The organism is Vibrio tubiashii ATCC 19109 (assembly GCF_000772105.1).
Classification (GTDB): domain Bacteria; phylum Pseudomonadota; class Gammaproteobacteria; order Enterobacterales; family Vibrionaceae; genus Vibrio; species Vibrio tubiashii.
This window is the reverse complement of record NZ_CP009354.1, coordinates 690,039-709,823: the sequence shown is the minus strand read 5'-3', so window position 1 is coordinate 709,823 and position 19,785 is coordinate 690,039. Positions and strand designations below refer to the sequence as shown.

General features: G+C 45.6%; 18 protein-coding genes. 9 read left to right on the top strand and 9 right to left on the bottom strand.

Annotated features, from left to right (window positions below; translation table 11 throughout):
• The first annotated feature begins 34 nt into the window (after positions 1-34).
• The 4 genes from IX91_RS03320 (at position 35) to IX91_RS03305 (ending at position 3,216) form a co-directional block, all read left to right on the top strand.
• Positions 35-787 carry a copper homeostasis protein CutC gene (locus tag IX91_RS03320; protein WP_004747949.1) on the top strand — a complete coding sequence of 251 codons (753 nt, stop codon included), beginning with the start codon at positions 35-37 and terminating at the stop codon, positions 785-787.
• A gap of 54 nt (positions 788-841) precedes the next feature.
• On the top strand, positions 842-1,624 hold the full coding sequence (ppk2, locus tag IX91_RS03315; RefSeq protein ID WP_004747948.1) for a polyphosphate kinase 2: 783 nt from the start codon (positions 842-844) through the stop codon (positions 1,622-1,624).
• Positions 1,625-1,636: 12 nt separating this feature from the next.
• A complete protein-coding gene (locus IX91_RS03310; protein ID WP_004747946.1) occupies positions 1,637-2,572 on the top strand; it encodes a LysR family transcriptional regulator in 936 nt (311 codons plus the stop codon).
• A 131-nt stretch (positions 2,573-2,703) separates the two neighbouring features.
• Positions 2,704-3,216 carry a hypothetical protein gene (locus IX91_RS03305; protein ID WP_004747944.1) on the top strand — a complete coding sequence of 171 codons (513 nt, stop codon included), beginning with the start codon at positions 2,704-2,706 and terminating at the stop codon, positions 3,214-3,216.
• Here IX91_RS03305 and phoU read toward each other — a convergent pair.
• The 4 genes from phoU to IX91_RS03285 are packed head-to-tail and all read right to left on the bottom strand — an operon-like array spanning position 3,213 to position 8,638.
• Positions 3,213-3,911, bottom strand: coding sequence for a phosphate signaling complex protein PhoU (gene phoU / locus IX91_RS03300; protein WP_004747942.1), 699 nt, complete (start codon positions 3,909-3,911; stop codon positions 3,213-3,215). The genes IX91_RS03305 and phoU overlap by 4 nt on opposite strands.
• Positions 3,912-3,960: 49 nt before the next feature.
• A complete protein-coding gene (pstB, locus tag IX91_RS03295) occupies positions 3,961-4,779 on the bottom strand; it encodes a phosphate ABC transporter ATP-binding protein PstB (RefSeq protein ID WP_004747940.1) in 819 nt (272 codons plus the stop codon).
• A gap of 2 nt (positions 4,780-4,781) precedes the next feature.
• Positions 4,782-6,428, bottom strand: coding sequence for a phosphate ABC transporter permease PstA (gene pstA / locus IX91_RS03290; RefSeq protein ID WP_004747939.1), 1,647 nt, complete (start codon positions 6,426-6,428; stop codon positions 4,782-4,784).
• Between the two features lie 26 nt (positions 6,429-6,454).
• Positions 6,455-8,638 (bottom strand): ABC transporter permease subunit, encoded by a 2,184-nt coding sequence (locus tag IX91_RS03285; protein WP_004747938.1) that lies wholly within the window; start codon positions 8,636-8,638, stop codon positions 6,455-6,457.
• A 195-nt stretch (positions 8,639-8,833) separates the two neighbouring features.
• On the opposite strand from IX91_RS03285, the gene ppk1 reads away from it, so the two are divergent.
• Both ppk1 and ppx read left to right on the top strand, forming a co-directional pair.
• The gene (ppk1, locus tag IX91_RS03280) at positions 8,834-10,945 is read left to right on the top strand and encodes a polyphosphate kinase 1 (protein ID WP_004747935.1); all 2,112 of its coding nucleotides are present in this window, start codon (positions 8,834-8,836) and stop codon (positions 10,943-10,945) included.
• Positions 10,926-12,419: an exopolyphosphatase gene (ppx, locus tag IX91_RS03275; RefSeq protein WP_004747934.1), complete on the top strand. Its 1,494-nt coding sequence runs from the start codon at positions 10,926-10,928 to the stop codon at positions 12,417-12,419. The genes ppk1 and ppx overlap by 20 nt, the downstream gene beginning before the upstream one ends.
• 38 nt (positions 12,420-12,457) lie before the next feature.
• Here ppx and IX91_RS03270 read toward each other — a convergent pair whose 3' ends face one another.
• Genes IX91_RS03270 through phoB form a run of 3 tightly spaced genes read right to left on the bottom strand, consistent with a single transcriptional unit; the run spans position 12,458 to position 15,427 of the window.
• Positions 12,458-13,393 (bottom strand): PstS family phosphate ABC transporter substrate-binding protein, encoded by a 936-nt coding sequence (locus tag IX91_RS03270; RefSeq protein WP_004747933.1) that lies wholly within the window; start codon positions 13,391-13,393, stop codon positions 12,458-12,460.
• A 20-nt stretch (positions 13,394-13,413) separates the two neighbouring features.
• A complete protein-coding gene (gene phoR / locus IX91_RS03265) occupies positions 13,414-14,712 on the bottom strand; it encodes a phosphate regulon sensor histidine kinase PhoR (protein WP_004747932.1) in 1,299 nt (432 codons plus the stop codon).
• Between the two features lie 25 nt (positions 14,713-14,737).
• The gene (phoB, locus tag IX91_RS03260; RefSeq protein ID WP_004747931.1) at positions 14,738-15,427 is read right to left on the bottom strand and encodes a phosphate regulon transcriptional regulator PhoB; all 690 of its coding nucleotides are present in this window, start codon (positions 15,425-15,427) and stop codon (positions 14,738-14,740) included.
• A 217-nt stretch (positions 15,428-15,644) separates the two neighbouring features.
• Here phoB and rdgC point away from each other — a divergent pair, with 217 nt between their 5' ends.
• From rdgC to IX91_RS03245, 3 genes are all read left to right on the top strand, one after another.
• Positions 15,645-16,559, top strand: a complete 915-nt coding sequence (gene rdgC, locus IX91_RS03255; protein WP_004747930.1) for a recombination-associated protein RdgC — start codon at positions 15,645-15,647, stop codon at positions 16,557-16,559.
• A gap of 160 nt (positions 16,560-16,719) precedes the next feature.
• The gene (gene trhP, locus IX91_RS03250) at positions 16,720-18,117 is read left to right on the top strand and encodes a prephenate-dependent tRNA uridine(34) hydroxylase TrhP (protein ID WP_004747929.1); all 1,398 of its coding nucleotides are present in this window, start codon (positions 16,720-16,722) and stop codon (positions 18,115-18,117) included.
• Positions 18,118-18,120: 3 nt separating this feature from the next.
• Positions 18,121-18,375: a YfhL family 4Fe-4S dicluster ferredoxin gene (locus tag IX91_RS03245; protein ID WP_004747928.1), complete on the top strand. Its 255-nt coding sequence runs from the start codon at positions 18,121-18,123 to the stop codon at positions 18,373-18,375.
• A 13-nt stretch (positions 18,376-18,388) separates the two neighbouring features.
• Here IX91_RS03245 and mepA read toward each other — a convergent pair whose 3' ends face one another.
• Together mepA and IX91_RS03235 are read right to left on the bottom strand one after the other, a co-directional pair.
• A complete protein-coding gene (gene mepA / locus IX91_RS03240) occupies positions 18,389-19,249 on the bottom strand; it encodes a penicillin-insensitive murein endopeptidase (protein WP_004747927.1) in 861 nt (286 codons plus the stop codon).
• A 25-nt stretch (positions 19,250-19,274) separates the two neighbouring features.
• Positions 19,275-19,607, bottom strand: coding sequence for a DUF1904 domain-containing protein (locus tag IX91_RS03235; protein ID WP_004747925.1), 333 nt, complete (start codon positions 19,605-19,607; stop codon positions 19,275-19,277).
• Positions 19,608-19,785 lie beyond the last annotated feature (178 nt).

Here is a 19,785-nt window from a genome sequence, read left to right as displayed (position 1 = left end):
ATAACGCCAATCTTATCCTCAGAGAGCTCTACCTATGAAGTACCACGTTGAAGTTTGTATCGATAATCTTGAATCACTGCATAATGCGATTACAGGTGGCGCAACACGCATCGAGCTATGCTCCTCTCTAGCGCTTGGTGGATTAACGCCTAGCTTTGGTTTTATGAAAAAAGCGGCGCTAATCTCCCCTATCCCTGTCTACGCCATGATTAGACCAAGGCAAGGAGACTTCTTGTACGACCAAGATGATATTGAAGCAATGTTACTCGATATCGAAGCAGCAGCAGAGGCTGGATTGGCAGGCGTAGTACTGGGTGTGCTGAGTGCGGATGGACATATCGATATGCCGTTAGCCGAACAGCTGACTCAACGCGCCAAGTTGTATAACTTAGGTATCACTTTCCACCGTGCCATTGACCAAAGCAGCAACTGGCAGCAAGCTCTTGAACAGATAATTTCATTAGGCTGCGAGCGTACCCTTACTTCAGGTTTGGCTGCCAATGTAGAACAAGGAAAAGAGGTTCTGCAACAGATGGTCAAAGTCGCTGACGGTAGAATCTCAATCATGGCAGGTGCTGGACTAACAGCCGACAATGTTCAAAGCATCGTTCAACAAACTGGCGTCAGAGAAGTTCATCTATCCGGTAAGAGTACCCGATCAAGCTACATGACTAACGTCAGCGAAGAAGCCAAAATGGGTAATCAGAACGTCGACGATTTCATTATTCCAGTGACCAATAGCGCAGCCATCGAAAAGGTCGTAGAGGCTCTCAGTTCTCAGCGATAAAACTCTCATCCCTACTCCACAAGTGCTAACCTTTTGATAACAAAGGAGTGCGCTATGGCTAAGAGCAAACTGGATAAGAAGTTTTACGAAAAGGAACTTCAACGCCTTCAAATTGAGTTGGTAAAGCTACAAGAGTGGGTTAAGCAAGAGGGGCTGAAAGTTGTTGTGATCTTTGAAGGTCGTGATGCCGCAGGGAAAGGTGGTGTTATCAAGCGCATCACTGAAAAACTCAATCCAAGGATTTGCCGAATCGCCGCATTGCCCGCCCCCACAGAGAAAGAGAAAACCCAATGGTACTTCCAACGTTACGTTGCACACCTCCCTGCCGCAGGTGAAATAGTCCTTTTTGACCGCAGTTGGTACAACCGAGCGGGTGTTGAAAAGGTGATGGGCTTTTGCTCTGATGAGCAGTACGATGAGTTTCTGCGATCTTGCCCTGAATTTGAGCGCATGTTGCAGCGATCTGGCATCATCTTGCTAAAATATTGGTTTTCCGTCTCCGATGAAGAACAGGAAAAACGCTTTTTAGAGCGAATCAAAACTCCGATCAAGCGCTGGAAGTTCAGCCCAATGGACTTAGAATCGCGCAACCGCTGGGCTGAATACTCTGAGGCCAAAGATAAGATGTTTGCCTATACAGACACCAAACAATGCCCATGGTGGGTAGTCCCTTCAGATGATAAAAAACGTGCTCGCCTAAACTGCATTAGCCATCTACTTGAACAAATTGAGTATCAGGATATTACCTACCCAGAGATCGAGCTACCAGAGCTTAACAAAGAAGGTTATATTCGAGCTCCACTTGAAGAACAAACCTTTGTTCCTGAGAAGTATTAGGGTTATTAGTGCATGGCAAAAGATCTGTTTTACAACTTAGATTTAAACCTTTTGAGAACCTTCTTGGTCCTGTCTCAAGAGCTTAATATGCGCAAGGCTTCTCAGCGTCTGTTTGTCTCTCAGCCCGCAATTAGCCAAGCTTTGCAGAAGCTACGTCATCATTTTGATGATGATCTTTTTGTCAAAGTTCCCAAAGGATTAGAGCCGACCTCTTTTGCCATTGAGCTTGCTGAGTCAATCACTCCCCACTTAGATGGATTGGCTAACGCACTCAATGCCTCACAAAAATTCGACCCTAGTGAAGTCAACTCCAAGCTCAAGATTGCTCTAGCCCCAATGGTGTTAAGCTGCTTATCTGGAACATTGTTTCAACAATTGAGAGCCCAAGCCCCTAACGCTGAAATCGAGCTTGTAAGTTGGACTCATGCAACTCTTGAAGAAATCAGTAAGGGACAAGTCTTAATTGGAGTTAATTACGACCTTTCGGCTCCAAAAGAAATATACATCAATCACCTTATTGAAGTAACAGGACACGTTTTAGTTCGTCAAGATCACCCTATCACTAAGTCAATTGCAGACCCACAAGACTTTGAGGGCTATGAAATTGCCTCCTTTATCAATCCTGGTTGGAATGATCATGCAAGTTTAGCTGAACAAATTCTTAAGTCACAAGGGGTGACTGCGCGAACAGGTTTTCGCTCTGAAATGATCATGGCAATAATAGACGTAATCAAGCACACCGATATGTTTATGCCTCACTCAAACCTCTTCCCTATCGATCAATACCCAAGCTTGAGAGCAATAGAAGTCAACGTCGACGATAAACTCAAAAAAACGAGTGTATATAGTCAGTACCATGTCAAAAATCGCAATAACCCTCTTATTGCATGGCTACATCATGAAATAAAAAGCGCACTAGAACAGCAAATCTCATCTAACCATAAGTGATAAGTATTGATTATCACGCATATAAAAAGTGTTAATTAGAAATTATCTAAATCGTTTTTTAACATTGCCACATCGGAATAGCTTCAATTCAAGGAAGACAGTTCTCAACCTTAGTTCATGGTCTTCAAACAATGAAAAAACACTTTTTAGCACTCACACTTTTAGCTCCAATCACTGCCTCAGCAACTGGGTTACATATTTCACCAGAATTTAAGATTGGTCCATATTTTGGCTCTGGTATTTCAGGGGGTGGGCTGCAACTTGGGGCAACGGATGTTCTTGGCTTGGACGCTTTGTACTTAAGTTACTCCCATACTTCAGCAGAGTTACTCTGGGATAAAGATAGGCTAAAAACTTACCGTGTTGGCGGACAGTACCACTTTATCGATCAACCAATTAAATTTGGACTGCAACTAGAAGCTGGGGTTGTTGAGTATGAAGGATATCGAGAGCCAATATTCAGTGGCGATACTCGTTATGCCGAAGGCACTGGGGCAAGCTTTTCAGCGGCTTGGGTTGTCTTCCCCACTGATAACATTGGTTTTAGACTAGGTGGCGATTTCAATTACATCGATAAGAAAAAAACACTGCTTGAAAACAATTGGTCCGCTACCCTCTCTACTGGGATTATCTTCCACTTCTAACGAAGTGCATCATCAATACTCTGTTCGCCCAAGTGGCGAACATCTTTACCTTTGACAAAGTAAATGATGTACTCACAGATATTCTGGCAACGATCCCCGACTCGTTCTATCGCACGAGCAGACCACATGACCTGAAGGATATTGGGAATATTTTTCGGGTCTTCCATCATATAGGTCATCAACTGACGGATCACCGCTTCGTATTCAGCGTCAATCTTATCATCGAGTTTGTATACTTCTGCTGCCGCATCAACATCCATACGTGCAAAGGCATCCAACACTTGGTGCAGCATGCTGATCGCTTGACGGCAAAGCGGCTCTAATGAAACATGGAACTGGCGCTCTTTGGAAGATGGACTTTCAATCGCCACATAAGCAATTTTAGTTGCGACGTCACCAATGCGTTCTAAATCGGTAATCGTCTTGATGATCGCCATAATCAGTCGTAAATCTTTTGCCGTCGGCTGACGCTTGGCAATGATACGAGTGCAGGCTTCATCGATTGAGACTTCCATCGCGTTAACTTTATGATCATCGCGCACCACTTTTCTCGCCAGTTCGATGTCTTCTTTGTGCAACGCCTGCATCGCAAACGACAACTGCTGCTCGACCAAACCACCCATCGTCAATACGTGGGTTCGGATCGACTCTAACTCGACATTAAACTGACCTGATATGTGGCGTCCAAAATTCATAGTTAACGTTAATCTCCCAATGGATAAGTAAAAATTCTAATACGACGAGTTAGCCGTATCGACCCGTAATATAATCTTCAGTCTGCTTTTTCAATGGCGACGTAAAAATTGAGTCGGTATCTGAGTACTCGATCAACTTACCCATATGGATAAAGGCTGTGTGATCGCTCACTCGCGCTGCCTGCTGCATGTTATGGGTAACGATAACTACAGTATATTTGGTTTTCAGGTCGTTGATCAGCTCTTCAATAGTTAAAGTGGAAATAGGATCAAGTGCTGAGGTCGGCTCATCAAGTAACAGTACCTCAGGTTCAATCGCAATTGCACGCGCGATAACCAAACGCTGCTGCTGACCACCCGACAATCCAAATGCATTTTCATGTAAGCGATCTTTAACTTCATCCCATAGCGCTGAAGCACGTAATGAGCGCTCGACAGCATCATCGAGAGCGCGGCTATTTTTGATTCCTTGCAGACGCAAGCCATACACCACATTTTCGTAGATAGACTTGGGAAACGGATTCGGGCGCTGGAACACCATACCCACTCGGCGGCGAAGCGTGGCGACATCAACTTTCGGGTGGTAAACGTTTTTTCCGTGTAGTTTGACCTTGCCTTCGACACGGCAACCATCAACAAGATCATTCATGCGGTTTATGCAACGAAGCAGTGTCGATTTTCCACAACCAGAAGGGCCGATAAACGCGGTAACCTGCCCTTTTGGAATTCGCATCGAGATATCACTTAATGCCTGGCTGTTTTGGTAGTACAAGTTCAACCCTTCGATAGCAATCGCCGTTTGCTCATCGCTCAGATTATTCACATCTAAGGGTGCTTGGTAGCCGAGTGTTTGATTGACTGAAAACATGGTTAATCTTGTCCTAGAGTTCGGTACTTCTCGCGCAAATTATTTCGAATACTGATCGCGGTTAAGTTCAGGCCAACAATCACAGTTACAAGTAGAAATGACGTGGCATAAACCAAAGGTCTTGCTGTTTCAATGTTAGTGGTTTGGAAGCCAACATCATAGATATGGAAACCTAAATGCATGAACTTACGCTCTAAATGCAAAAACGGAAACTGGCTATCGACAGGCAAGCTCGACGCTAATTTCACTGCGCCGACTAACATCAACGGAGCGACCTCACCCGCCGCACGCGCGACCGCAAGTATTAAACCAGTAATAATCGCCGGACTTGCCATTGGCAAGACAATTCGCCACATGGTTTCAAACTGAGTCGCGCCTAACGCCAAAGAACCGTGACGAACTGAGCTCGGAATTCGAGTTAAGCCTTCTTCGGTAGCGACTATCACCACTGGCAGCGTTAGCACTGCAAGTGTTAGTGCTGACCATAACAGACCAGGAGTACCAAAGGTCGGGGTTGGCAGTTTCTCTGCATAGAATAGCGAGTCGATTGAGCCGCCTAGCGTGTAAACAAAGAAGCCTAGTCCAAATACACCGTACACAATGGAAGGCACACCTGCCAGATTAATTACTGCCACTCGAATTAAGCGGGTGAACGCATTGTTCTTAGCGTACTCGTGAAGATAAATAGCTGCAATCACACCCAGTGGCATCACTATAACCGACATGATCAGTACCAGTAGCACGGTACCGAACATCGCAGGGAACACACCGCCCTCAGAGTTAGACTCGCGAGGATCATCGGATAAGAACTTCCACGCCTGCTTACCCCATCTAGCAATTTTCTCTGCCAGGTTCATTTGGTTCGGGTACCATAAATCCAGAATCTCACTCAGTGGAATCGTTACCTGCTGACCAGTCATATCTTCAACCAGCAAACCTTGGTTCGCCAATTGGTTACGCAATCGGTCTAACTCAGCTTCTGTTGCCGCTAACGCCTCGGTGTACTTGCTACTCTGGCTTTGATACAAAGCAATGAAATCATCATCCAGCGTGCCATTCAGGCTACGTTTTTTCCTCTCCAACCTTAATCGCTCAGCTTGAGCATTAATCACTCTCACATCGCGCTCAATGAGACTTTCGATCTCGTCGCGCAAGTTTTCAGCAAACGCGATTCCCTGCGTGTAGTCTTGAAGAATATCGCTACTTACACGTCCATCCGCATGTATGTATCCAACTGGATGACCGTAAAAATCTCCACCACGAGTTCGCTCTATAACCGCCCAGTTTTCTGGTTTCGTTGGCTCATCAAGGTCAATTTCTAACAGCGACACAAAGTCTGAAGGGTATAAATCACGATTAGCAATCTTGATGCTAACTCGTTTGACTAAACCTTTTTCCACCACGTCCTGCGGTAACTCAATATCCATCTCTCGCAAGTGACTGATAGGGACGTACTCTTGCGAGTAAACTTGACCAACCAGAATATCGCCTTGCTTTGTTTGCCACTGATACAAGGGGGCAGGCCAGAAGTAAGAAAGCCCCTTCCAGCCAATAAGCAGCAAAAGCCCTAACACAGACAACAAGCTGATACTGACTGCACCGCCCGTCAACCATATCCAAGGAGAGCCTGACTTTAACCACTTAAACACGTAGAAGGTTTCCTAATAATTCTGATTTATAGCGAGCGATACTTGGCGCGTAAACGCTCACGTACCCACTCAGCTAAAGAGTTAACCGCAAAGGTAAAGACTAACAACAATAAAGCTGCTAAGAACAAGATTCGATAGTGAGAGCTACCGACCGCTGACTCAGGCATTTCAACCGCAATCGTCGCGGATAGAGTGCGCATCCCTTCAAGGATGTTCCAATCCATAATTGGGGTGTTACCTGTTGCCATGAGTACAATCATGGTTTCACCTACCGCGCGCCCGAGTCCCATCATAATCGCGGAAAAAATACCGGGACTCGCCGTCAATAGAACAACATGAATCAGTGTTTGCCATGGCGTCGCCCCTAGAGCGAGCGAACCATCCGACAAATGCTTAGGTACTGAGAAAATCGCATCTTCGGCAATAGTAAAGATCGTAGGGATAACCGCAAATCCCATCGCAAAGCCAACCACTAGCGCATTGCGTTGATCAAAATCGATACCGTGTTCAGCCAGATAAACCCTGACATCACCATTAAAGAATAAGGCTTCAATATTGCCGCTCTGCGACAAAATCACCACAGTAATCACCACAATGATTGGCATTAAAATCGCGGCATGCCAACCATTTGAAAGCTGCCCAGACCATTGCTTAGAAGCCATATGCCAAGCAAACCCGACCATGATGGTTGAGAGTGGTAAAAACAGCATTAGAGCAACGACCGCTGCAAGATGGCTCTCTACAATCGGGGCAAACCATAATCCTGCTAAGAAACCTATGATAACCGTAGGTAGTGCTTCCATCAGCTCAATCGAAGGTTTGACGACTCGGCGCATTTTCGGCGTCATAAAGTAAGCTGTGTAGATGGCACCTAACACCGCGATAGGAATCGCGAAAAGCATCGCAAATGCTGCTGCTTTTAAAGTACCAAAAGCAATCGGTACTATGCTGAACTTAGCCTCAAACTCATCACTGGCAGACGTGGTTTGCCAGACAAATTCAGGTTCAGGATATCCTTCATACCACACTTTCTGCCAAAGCGAGGAGAGCGACACTTCAGGGTACGGGTTATCAATCACAGATAAGCTAAGCGTGCTGTCATCAATGGCAAGCAGATAAGATTCATTGTTCGACATAGCAGCAAGCTGAGGGGCTTTCTGATATGCGCGCTCAAACATCACCAGCTTTTCACTGGTGGTATAGTGACTTTGCACCGTGCCGTTGATATAAAAACTGTAGAACCCTTTACGGTAGGTATCTGGCAACAAGAATTGAAGCTCGGAAGCGAGCTTGAACTGGCGAATATGAGTTAAATAACGTTCTCCATCCGTCAGTACATCAAACCATTGAGATACAAGACCGTCTTGGTGAGTGACCAAAACTGAGTAGGCTCCCGGTAATAAATCTATATCGGTGACGACATGTTCAGGGCGACCTTGGCTCAAGTCCACTACCTCACGAACCTCAAATCGATTCTGTTTCTTCAGCGCCACGATAAGCTCTGAGCCAGAACGCAAATAAAGTGTCTTGCCGTCAGGCGTCAATACTAGCTGATCCAAATCAGGCATTGGCGCGGCAAAAGTGAAATGGTGGGCTTGCCCCTGCTCTAACCAACGGACTCTGACAAAACCATCATCATACCAACCCGCCAACGCCATACTGTCTTGGGTAGCAAAAGCAAATTTAACTAACTTGTGCTTATCAGTACGTAGATCAAATGGTAGCTTGAGTTCAGTGACACTCGGGGTTAGTACTCTAACGCCTTGCTTCATCTCTGAATCTAAGTTTGGCTTGATGATTTTTACTTGTCCTTGTGGCGAAGCAAAAGCATATAAACCTTGTGCAGAGAGTGACTGAGCGAATAAGTCATTGAGTTGACCCACCTGCTGCGATAGCACGGGCTCACTACTTGATTTGGTCAGTGACCAGAAGTCGATTGCTCCTTGGTTAGAGATGACAAAAGCGCTTTCGCCAGAGTCATCGACACCTAGTGCTATTGGCTGCGCGGTTGAAATGGGAACTGAACGAACATTAGGCGTTATTTTGGCATCGCTAAACAAGGGCAATACCATCATGGCAAGGTAGACAAAGATCAGAACCAGAGCCGCCAACACGCCCACACCACCAGCAGATACAGCGAGTCGAACTAATCGATCTTTGATTAGTCGCTTTTGATCTCGCTCTCGCAATGAGAATTCTGCTTGGCCCATCTGTTTCTCTTACCTATTTTCGTCCGAGGGTATAATATTTCTACTAGGTGACAATTATATTACAGATCGCAATAAACAACTGAAAACAATGCAATAAAAATTTGCAATAAAACTGTCATCTAAGCACCTTAAGTTGCTATTCATCTGAGAGTTTTCTCAATACTTTACTTCGTCACTTCGGTTAAAGGTAAGATCATGAGCGCAGAGAAACTGTATATTGAAAAGGAATTAAGTTGGCTCTCTTTCAATGAGCGCGTCTTACAAGAAGCCGCAGATAAAAGTGTGCCTTTAATCGAAAGAATCCGTTTTCTTGGTATATTTTCCAATAACTTAGATGAGTTTTACAAAGTTCGTTTTGCCGATGTAAAACGCCGAATTCTGATCAATCAAGAACGTGGAATAAATGATAATTCCAAACACTTGTTAACCAAGATGCAGACCAAAGCGCTACGACTCAACGAACGTTTCGATGAACTATACGCTGAGCTGATCCGCGATATGGCAAGACATAGAATCTTTTTAGTCAATGAGACTCAGCTCAACGAAACTCAACAAAATTGGGTAAGAAAATACTTCCGCAAACAAGTTCTACCTCACATCACCCCACTGATGATGCGTGATGATATTGATGTGCTGCAGTTTCTAAAAGATGAATATGCCTACATTGCCGTTGATTTGCGTAGCGGTGAGCAAAGTCAGTATGCATTGATTGAAGTCCCGACCGATCATCTACCTCGTTTTGTGATGGTGCCAGAGCAAAAGCGCAAGCATCGTAAAACCATCATCTTACTCGATAACATTATTCGCTACTGTTTAGATGAGTTGTTCAGTGGATTTTTCGATTATGACGAACTCAACGGCTATGCGATGAAGATGACACGCGATGCTGAATATGATCTTAACTATGAAGTCGAACACAGCTTAATTGAGCAAATGTCTGAAGGGGTCAACCAACGTTTAACCGCGATGCCGGTCAGATTCATCTACGAGCGAGAAATGCCGCAAGCTATGCTCGACTTTCTATGTAGAAAACTCAAAGTCTCCAATTATGACAGCTTAATTCCAGGTGGACGCTACCATAACTTTAAAGACTTTATCGACTTTCCTAATGTCGGAAGAGACTACTTAGAAAACAAACCATTACCGCCAATGGCATGTGCCGACTTTAACGGATACGCCAATAAATTTGATGCCATCAAGGCGCAGGACATCTTGCTGCACTACCCCTACCACACTTTTGAGCATATCAGTGAATGGGTACGGCAAGCTTCGTTCGACCCTAAAGTGCTGAGCATTAAGATCAACATCTATCGTGTCGCCAAAGACTCACGCCTTATGAACTCGCTCATTGACGCGGTTCATAATGGCAAAGCGGTGACTGTTGTCGTTGAGCTGCAAGCACGCTTTGATGAAGAGGCGAATATCGAGTGGTCAAAAGTACTCACCGAAGCTGGCGTTCATGTCATATTTGGCGTTCCGGGGCTGAAGATTCACTCCAAACTGCTACTCATTAGCCGCCGAGAAGAGGATGAGATTGTTCGTTACGCGCACATTGGAACCGGTAATTTTCACGAAAAAAATGCGCGAATCTATACCGACTTTTCTCTGCTCACAGCGGACTCTGAGCTCACCAACGAGGTTCGTGGGGTATTCAACTACATAGAAAATCCTTACCGACCAATTAAGTTCCACCACTTGATCGTCTCACCGCGCAACTCGCGTAAACAACTCTACCGCCTGATAGACAATGAAATCGCTAATGCAGAGCAAGGCCTAAAGGCAGAGTTGACTCTTAAAGCCAATAACTTAGTCGATAAAGGCTTGGTCAATAAACTCTATGAAGCCAGTGGGGCTGGGGTCAACATTCGCATGATCATTCGCGGTATGTGTTCTTTAGTTCCTGGGGTCGAAGGCGTCAGTGACAACATCAAGATCATCAGCATTGTTGATCGATTCTTAGAGCATCCAAGGGTTATGATTACCCACAATAACGGTGACCCACAGGTTTACATTTCTTCAGCGGATTGGATGACACGTAATATTGACCATCGCATTGAGGTCGCAACCCCTATTCGTGACGAACGTCTTAAACAGCGCATTATTGATATCATTAACATCCACTTTACCGATACAGTGAAGGCGAGATGGATCGATAAAGAAATGAGTAATAGCTACGTAGCGCGCGGAAACCGAAAGAAAGTTCGCTCACAAATTGCCATTTACGACTATCTTAAAAATATAGAAAAACAAACTAAGAATCAGAAACGTAAAGAGCCGTTAATAAAACATGACCTCGGACATTCGTGACGTTGCCGCTATAGATTTGGGCTCCAATAGCTTCCATATGGTGGTAGCGAAAGTCATTGACCAAGACTTACAACTTGTCAGCCGCCATAAGCAGCGAGTTAGGCTAGCTGCTGGGCTCGACGCACAAAAAAACCTAGACAATGCTTCTATTGAACGTGGATTAGAGTGCCTTGCGATTTTTGCTGAGCGCTTACAAGGCTTTGAGCAACAAAACGTTCGCATTGCAGCAACCCACACGCTTCGCCAAGCCAATAACGCACATATCTTTTTGCAGCGCGCTCGGGAAGTCCTCCCTTTTCCGATTGAAATTATTCCCGGCATTGAAGAGGCGCGCTTGATCTACCTTGGTGTGGCTCACACCCAGCCTGAATCAGACTCAAAACTGGTGGTCGATATTGGTGGGGGGAGTACTGAGATGATCATTGGAAGCGGATTCGAGCCCCAATTGATTAACAGTAAGCAAATGGGCTGCGTTAGTTACACCAAACGTTACTTCGCTAACGGCAAGTTATCTAAGAAAAATTTCGCTAAAGCTATTCTCGCCGCCGAGCAGAAGATGGAGTCTTTAGCCTATCGCTACAAGAAAAAAGGTTGGGATGTTGCTTTTGGTTCTTCTGGCACTATCAAGGCAATCCGAGAAGTTCTAGTAGGCTTAGGTTATGAGGATGGCCTCATCAACGCGAAAAGACTGAATGAAGTGATCGATACGCTGTGCGAGTGGGAAACAATTGATGAGATTGAGCTGAGTGGGCTCACCCCAGAACGTAAACCCGTCTTTGCCGCCGGCGTTGCTATCTTGTGCGCAATAGTAAAAAGCCTCAAAGTTACTGAGATACACTTTTCAGAGGGCGCACTACGTGAAGGTCTCCTGTTTGAAATGGAAGACAGCTTTAAACGCTCTGATATTCGTATGCGAACCACTGAGAACCTCGCCAGTAAACATCTCGTAGATTTAGAACACGCGGCAAAAATCAAAGGCCAAGCGACCGAGTTTTTGCAGCAAGTCCATAAAGATCTCGGCATCAAAAAAAGCTCAGAGCTGTTCGACTTGCTAGAGTGGAGCGCACTGCTACATGAAGTAGGGTTAAGTATCAGCCTGCAAGCTTTTCACCGTCATTCCGCATACATTCTTCGTAATACTTACATGCCGGGCTTTAACCGCGAGCAGCAACGTGTGTTAGCCATGTTGGTTCGATTCCAAAGAAAAGCCCTCAAACTGCATGAAATGGAAGAGTTTACCCTGTTTAAGAAAAAGCACATCGTCGGTTTGATACGTATTCTACGCTTGGCGATCTTAGTCAATGGTCAACGTAATGATGAACCGCTGCCAGAGCTTAAACTGTCTATCAATGGCGATAAGTGGTCACTCACTTCGCAAGATGAAAACTGGTTGGAAGCAAATAAATTGCTCGATGCGGACCTAACCAGTGAGCAAGAATATTGGCTGGCTGCCGGCTGGGAATTGAGCTTCTAGATGCAAATAGAGCCTCTTAAATGAGGCTCTAGCTGGGCTTACTGTTCTTCCGAAATACCGACTTTCGCTAACTCTCGGCGAGCGATGTCCGTCGAGATGGGAATATAACCATCTTTCGCCACCAAGGCCTGCCCTTGCTTTGAATAAATAAAGCGAATGAACTCTTGCTCGATGGGACTGAGTGGTTTAACTGGGTTCTTGTTTACATAGACGTACAAGTAGCGCGATAGTGGGTACTTACCTGATAGAATATTCTCTTGGCTCGCTTGGATGTAATCTTGACCCTGTTTCGCTATCGGTAACAACTTCACTCCAGAAACCTGATAGCCAACACCGGAGTAGCCAATAGTGTTGATTGCAGAGCTGACAGATTGAACGACAGACGCCGAGCCTGGCTGCTCATTGACACTATTTTTAAAATCACCACCACAAAGTGCATTTTTCTTAAAATAGCCGTAGGTTCCAGAAACGGAATTTCGGCCGAACAGCTGCATGCCTCGTTTAGCCCACTGATAGTCTAAACCTAACTCTGACCAAGTATTGATATGTTGCGTTGAACCACAACGGAGTGTCGCCGAGAAAATACTGTCGAGCTGTGAAAAGTTCAGCCCTTTGATTGGGTTATCGCGATGAACAAAAATCCCAATTGCATCAATGGCAATTCTCAGTTCAGTCGGCTTGTAGCCATGCTCTCTTTCGAATGCTTCGATCTCACGATTTCGCATTGGCCGACTCATAGGACCAAACTGCGCTGTGCGTTCAGTCAGCGCAGGGGGTGCAGTCGAAGAGCCCGAAGCTTGTACCTGACCATTAACGCTCGGGTATAGCTCTTTAAATTCCTCAACCCACAAGGTCGTCATACCTGCCAAAGTATCAGAGCCGACACTAGTTAAGCTGCCCGTAATCCCCGACTTTTTCTTGTAGCTTGGCAGTTCATCCGCCGCAAAAGCAGAGATACAGACACTCAATAACATTGACGCTACGGCTATTCTCATTAACTCACCACTAATCGCGGTGGCAGAATAAACGAGAACTTACTGCCGACATTGACCTCACTTTGAATTTCAAGGTGTGAGTCATGATGACTAAGCGCATGTTTTACAATAGCTAAACCTAAGCCACTGCCGCCTGTATCGCGAGAGCGAGCTTTATCAACGCGATAAAATCTTTCAGTCAGGCGATGTAAGTGTTGCGGCTCAATACCGTCACCACTGTCTTCCACTTCTAAGTGCGCACCTTGTGCAGACTGATACCAACGAACTCGAATATCTGCCCCTGCCGGAGTATATTTCACTGCGTTGTATACCAAGTTCGATATTGCACTGCGTAGCTGGTCGTCATCGCCTAATACACGCAGGCTGCTATCAACATCGAACGACAATTTATGTTCGAGCTCACCGCTTAAACTCGCCGCTTCTTTCTCTAGCACTTCAAGCATCGCAGGGACATTGACGACCTCTTCAAGCTCATGCATCGGCGCAGCTTCAATCTTAGATAGCGTCAGCAACTGATTAACCAAGCTATTCATGCGATTGAGCTGCTCAGTCATTACGCCATGAGCTTTGGTCCACATTGGGCCAACCACCATGTCTGGATCTTCGGTCATTTCAAGGTAACCTTGCAGCACCGTCATTGGCGTTCTTAACTCATGAGAGACATTGGCGAAGAAGTTACGACGCATCCCTTCCAGCTGTTTAAGCTGAGATACGTCACGCACCACCATCAAGTGCTCGCCTTCTGTGTAGGGTACGATACGCAGTTCAAGCATACGTTCAACATTGAGCGGCGAACGCATCTCAAGTGGTTCAGAAAAGTCTTGCTTGTTGAGGTACTTAATAAAATCCGGCGTACGAATCAGATTCGAAATTGGCTGACCTGAATCATCGGGCCATTTAAAACCAAGTAGGTGCTGGGCAAGTTTGTTGCACCAGACAATATTCCCCTCACCGCGAAACACGACCACGGCATCCGGTAAGGATTCTGCACCATTGCGGAAACGGCGAATTAGGTTGGTTAACTCTTTGCGTTTTTTACGTTGGCGTTGCTGCAAACGGTAAATACCGTTAAACAACGATTCCCAGTTACCACTGCCTGAAGGTGGCGTAAGACGCTTTTCGTCCCACAACCAAGCAGATAAGCGCATCTGGTTATGTAAATGCCATACAAGCTGCAAAACCGTGGCAGCTAATAGCAACCACGGCATATATCCGAAAATCCAGCCTACAATCACCCAAGGGGTGTAAAAAAAAGCTAGCTCCCAGGCTAGCTTTTTCCAAGTTAACCGTTCTACCACTTACCTCTCCAAATGGTATTGCTTGTTACGCTTTCGTCGAGAATCGGTAGCCTGCACCACGAACTGTCTGAATCAGTTTGTCATGCCCTGCTGCCTCTAGCGCTTTACGCAAGCGACGAATATGTACATCCACTGTGCGGTCTTCAACATAAACGTTGGTTCCCCAAACATTGTTCAGCAGTTGCTCACGGCTATATACGCGCTCTTGATGCGTCATAAAGAAGTGCAGCATTTTGAACTCAGTTGGGCCCATATCTAACGCTTCATCGTTAGCCGTAACACGGTGTGAAACTGGGTCTAGTTTAAGACCTTGAACGTCAATCACGTCTTCTAGCGCGGTTGGTGTCACACGACGAATCACAGCTTTTAAGCGAGCCACCAGCTCTTTAGGTGAGAATGGCTTGGTGATGTAGTCGTCAGCGCCGACTTCAAGTCCACGGACTTTGTCTTCTTCCTCACCACGCGCCGTTAACATCACAACAGGAATGTTACGCGTCAGCTCTTCACGCTTCATATGTTTAATAAAATTGATACCGCTGCCACCAGGTAGCATCCAATCTAGTAGCACTAGATCTGGGAAGGGTTCAGCCAGTTTAGTTACCGCACTGTCGTAATCTTCCGCTTCCACCGCTTGGTAACCTTTCTGTTCAAGAACAAAGCAAAGCATTTCGCGAATTGGTGCTTCGTCTTCAACAACCAGAATCCTTCTAGACATAATCGCATAACCTTATGTTAATTGAGTTTTCTCATGATTAAGGCAGTTCTGCCGCCTCTTGATGCATAGGCATTATTACTAGCAATTATGACACTTTTGTGACCTTTGAAAACAAATTTTCATATAACTTTCATCCCACTATTGTGTGTTTGCAGTAAGACAAGCGCGACAAAAGTCTTTATGATTGGCTGCTAATTTAAAGGTATAGAGAAAGAGTATGTGGTTTAAAAACTGTCTGGTGTATCGTTTTAACCGTGAAATTGAGTTCAACGCAGATCAGCTTGAGAAACAATTAGCTGAGTTTCGTTTTACCCCGTGTGGCAGCCAAGATAAGCAGAAATTTGGCTGGGTTACCGCCATGGGCAAGCATGGTGACATGATGACTCACGTCTCTGAAAACCGCATCCTTATCTGCGCTAAGAAAGAAGAAAAAATGCTACCTGCATCAGTCATTAAAGACTCTTTGAATGCCAAGGTAGAAGCTCTTGAAGCGCAAGAAGGTCGCCCTCTTAAAAAGAAAGAAAAAGATAACCTCAAAGAAGATATTGTGATGGATTTGCTTCCGCGCGCCTTTAGCCGTAGCAACCACACTTATGTTCTGATACTGCCTAAAGAAGGCTTTATTTTAGTCGATGCGAGCAGCTTCAAAAAAGCGGAAGATGTTTTAGCACTACTACGTAAGACGATGGGCAGCTTACCTGTGGTTCCTGCTATCCCAGAAAAAGCGGTAGAAACAACCCTGACTGAGTGGGTGAAAACGGGTGAGACGCCGGTTGGTATTCAAATGCTTGATGAAGCCGAGCTTAAATCAGTGCTTGAAGAAGGCGGTGTGATTCGCTGTAAGAAGCAAGAGCTGACAGCAGACGAGATCCGCAGCCATATTGATGCTGATAAAGTCGTGACTAAACTGGCATTATGGTGGCAAGAGCGTATCGAGTTCATCTTAGCTGAAGACGGCAGTATTAAACGCTTGAAGTTCTCTGATGAGCTTAAAGACCAAAATGATGATATTCCACGTGAAGATCAAGCAGCGCGCTTTGACGCTGACTTCTCTCTACTGTGTGGCGAGCTAAGCGCATTCCTACCTAACCTGTACGAATGCTTAGGTGGTTTACCTCACCCTAACGCTTAATGCCTCCTAGGTGCTCGACCTATTCGGGCACCTTTTGCAATTCCCCATCTTAGTTATGGACTTTTTCCTAGTCACAGGTCACATTTTGGCGTAAAATTTTCGCCCCCGATCCCATCTGGTGGAATCGGCCTGACTTGAGATCAGATTAAGAGAATTACACATGACTGAGAAAGCATTCGTACCTGAGCTACTGTCACCAGCAGGTAGCCTGAAAAACATGCGTTACGCATTTGCCTACGGCGCAGACGCGGTATACGCAGGCCAACCTCGTTACAGCCTTCGCGTACGTAACAACGAGTTCAACCACGAAAACCTAAAGATTGGTATCGACGAAGCTCATGCCCTTGGCAAAAAGCTTTACGTGGTTTGTAACATCCAACCGCACAACTCTAAGCTAAAAACCTTCATCCGCGACCTTAAACCTGTGGTTGAAATGGGCCCAGACGCACTAATCATGTCTGACCCTGGTTTAATCATGATGGTTCGTGAAGCCTTCCCTGAAATGCCAATTCACCTGTCTGTACAGGCGAACGCGGTAAACTGGGCAACAGTGAAGTTCTGGGCGGCAAACGGCGTTGAGCGCGTGATTGTTTCTCGTGAGCTTTCTCTGGAAGAGATCGAAGAAATTCGTGAGCACTGTCCTGAAACTGAACTCGAAGTGTTCGTTCACGGTGCTCTATGTATGGCTTACTCTGGTCGTTGCCTACTTTCTGGCTACATCAACAAACGTGACCCTAACCAAGGTACATGTACCAATGCATGTCGTTGGGAATACAAGGTTGAAGAAGGCAAAGAAAACGACACTGGCGACATCGTTGAGAAGTTCGACCCAGCACAAGCGCAAGCAGTTGAAGTTCAAGACGAGCGTCCAGAAACGACAATCGGTCGTGGTAAGCCAACAGATGAAGTAGTTCTGCTTTCTGAAGCACACCGTCCAGAAGAGAAGATGGCAGCTTACGAAGATGAGCACGGCACTTACATCATGAACTCAAAAGACCTACGTGCAATCCAACACGTAGAGCGCCTGACTAAGATGGGTGTTCATTCACTCAAGATTGAAGGCCGTACTAAGTCTTTCTACTACTGTGCTCGTACTGCGCAAGTTTACCGTAAAGCGATTGATGATGCGGTTGCAGGCAAGCCATTTGATGAGAGCCTGATGACCACTCTTGAAAGCCTAGCTCACCGTGGCTACACAGAAGGCTTCCTCCGTCGTCACACTCATGACGCTTACCAAAATTACGATTACGGTTACTCAGTTTCTGACGCTCAGCAATTTGTCGGTGAATTCACAGGCAAACGCCGTGGTGACCTTGCTGAAGTTGAAGTGAAAAACAAATTCGTTGTTGGTGATAGCCTTGAGCTCATGACGCCAAAAGGCAACGTGATCTTCACACTTGAAGCAATGGAAAACCGCAAGTCAGAGAAGATTGAGGACGCAAAAGGAAACGGCCACTTCGTATTCATTCCAGTTCCAGAAGATATGGATCTAGAGTACGGCCTATTAATGCGTAACCTAAACTCAGGTCAAGATACCCGTAACCCAACTGGTAAATAAGCAATGGCGTTACTGATTACCGACAAGTGCATTAATTGCGATATGTGTGACCCAGAATGCCCAAACGGCGCAATTACCATGGGTGACACTATCTTTGAGATCGATCCAGATCTCTGCACTGAGTGTAAAGGTCACTATGAAAAGCCAACGTGTCAGTCTGTGTGTCCAATAACCAAATGTATCATCACAGATCCTAACCACGTTGAAACCGATGAAGAACTGCTCGAAAAGTTCGTCATTATTCAAGGTTTAGCTTAATTGAAAACGCCGCTCATCGAGCGGCGTTTTTGTTGAGTAATTGCTGACACTGTTGGTGCATCACTTTAACAGGCTTCTTTTTCGGTTTGGCTGTCGTTACTTTGGGAGCTGCAGGTTTGGGTTGAGGTTTCCAACTCGCTAGCTCTGCCCCACAGCCATCACCTTGAGGTGGCTCCGCCTGCGGTTTACAATTCATACTTCCTTCAGGGCACTGTAATCGTACGTGCATATGATAGTGATGGCCCCACCAAGGACGTACCTTTCGCAGCCACTCTCTTTCACTTCCCTCTTCGCTAGCGCATAACTTTTCTTTAATCACTGGATGAACGAATATCCGTGCGACCTGCTCATCACTCGCTGCCATTTTAATCAATTGAAAGTGACGATTGTCCCAGCTTTTCTTTAGCAGTTGATACTGTTTTAGGTTCACTACGCTCATTGGCGTTGGTTGTTCTAGATCTGTTGGCGACAGCGGAGAGTCAGCCAAACGCAGCCAAATATCAATATCAAGACCAGTTTGATGACTAGAATGACCGCTAGAGAAACGCCCACCTTGTGGTAAAGAGATATCACCAATAAGCAGCCTGGTATTGAGCTTATCCTTGGTCAGGCTAGCCAATCTCTGAATGAAGCTAACAGCATTAGGGTGACCATAGTAGCGTGCTCTTTGACTGCGGAGCACTTGGTAGCCCTCACCTTCAAGTGGTAAAGCGGCACCACCTGCTAAACAGCCGTTCGCATAACTGCCAATGGCTTGAGGGTTCTGTTTGGAAGGGGTTTGAATCTGCTCCCAGGGCGTGGCATGCGCCGTCACTGGAATCACGTTCAGCAAGGATAAGAACGCCGCTATCGTCATCGCGATTGTGTTTCTCATCCTTACCTCTCTCATTTATGCTCTGTTAGTAGTGCTGACCATTATCATAGTAGCCACTAGCATCCAGCGCTGTGAAGATCACCGCGACATCGACATCTTCACCGATCATGCCACGTACTTGATGTGTAATGATCTTAGCCACTTCATCTTGTGTCTCTTGCCCACGGTTGAACCACAACACCTCGACAAACGGATAAGCTTGGTTTACTTCACCTTCATGATAAAAAGTGCTGTAGATGTACTCAAAAGTAAAATCCTCACGCGGACAGTCCATATGTGACTGTAGCTCATCGATCAGCGATTTTGATAATGTCTGGACCGTTTGCGGCTCTACTGCTCTAAAACGTAAATGTGGCATTACTTGCTTCCTATTATTTTATTTTTATTCATCATAACAAGTTATTCATTAATGTCTCTCTAAATGATCACCCTATGTTTCAGTCTCGTATTTCTCTTCAATAGTGCAATTACTACTTAGTTGTCCATTAGCACTATGCTTACTGATAGAAGATAGAAAACACCGTGTCTTCAGTTTT

Coding starts and splice junctions, on each gene's coding strand:
- IX91_RS03245 (WP_004747928.1), top strand. CDS start 18,121: ATGGCGTTACTGATTACCGACAAGTGCATTAATTGCGATATGTGTGAC.
- rdgC (WP_004747930.1), top strand. CDS start 15,645: ATGTGGTTTAAAAACTGTCTGGTGTATCGTTTTAACCGTGAAATTGAG.
- pstB (WP_004747940.1), bottom strand. CDS start 4,779: ATGTTTTCAGTCAATCAAACACTCGGCTACCAAGCACCCTTAGATGTG.
- phoU (WP_004747942.1), bottom strand. CDS start 3,911: ATGAATTTTGGACGCCACATATCAGGTCAGTTTAATGTCGAGTTAGAG.
- IX91_RS03310 (WP_004747946.1), top strand. CDS start 1,637: ATGGCAAAAGATCTGTTTTACAACTTAGATTTAAACCTTTTGAGAACC.
- ppx (WP_004747934.1), top strand. CDS start 10,926: ATGACCTCGGACATTCGTGACGTTGCCGCTATAGATTTGGGCTCCAAT.
- IX91_RS03320 (WP_004747949.1), top strand. CDS start 35: ATGAAGTACCACGTTGAAGTTTGTATCGATAATCTTGAATCACTGCAT.
- IX91_RS03285 (WP_004747938.1), bottom strand. CDS start 8,638: ATGGGCCAAGCAGAATTCTCATTGCGAGAGCGAGATCAAAAGCGACTA.
- IX91_RS03305 (WP_004747944.1), top strand. CDS start 2,704: ATGAAAAAACACTTTTTAGCACTCACACTTTTAGCTCCAATCACTGCC.
- ppk2 (WP_004747948.1), top strand. CDS start 842: ATGGCTAAGAGCAAACTGGATAAGAAGTTTTACGAAAAGGAACTTCAA.
- phoB (WP_004747931.1), bottom strand. CDS start 15,427: ATGTCTAGAAGGATTCTGGTTGTTGAAGACGAAGCACCAATTCGCGAA.
- trhP (WP_004747929.1), top strand. CDS start 16,720: ATGACTGAGAAAGCATTCGTACCTGAGCTACTGTCACCAGCAGGTAGC.
- IX91_RS03235 (WP_004747925.1), bottom strand. CDS start 19,607: ATGCCACATTTACGTTTTAGAGCAGTAGAGCCGCAAACGGTCCAGACA.
- mepA (WP_004747927.1), bottom strand. CDS start 19,249: ATGAGAAACACAATCGCGATGACGATAGCGGCGTTCTTATCCTTGCTG.
- ppk1 (WP_004747935.1), top strand. CDS start 8,834: ATGAGCGCAGAGAAACTGTATATTGAAAAGGAATTAAGTTGGCTCTCT.
- IX91_RS03270 (WP_004747933.1), bottom strand. CDS start 13,393: ATGTTATTGAGTGTCTGTATCTCTGCTTTTGCGGCGGATGAACTGCCA.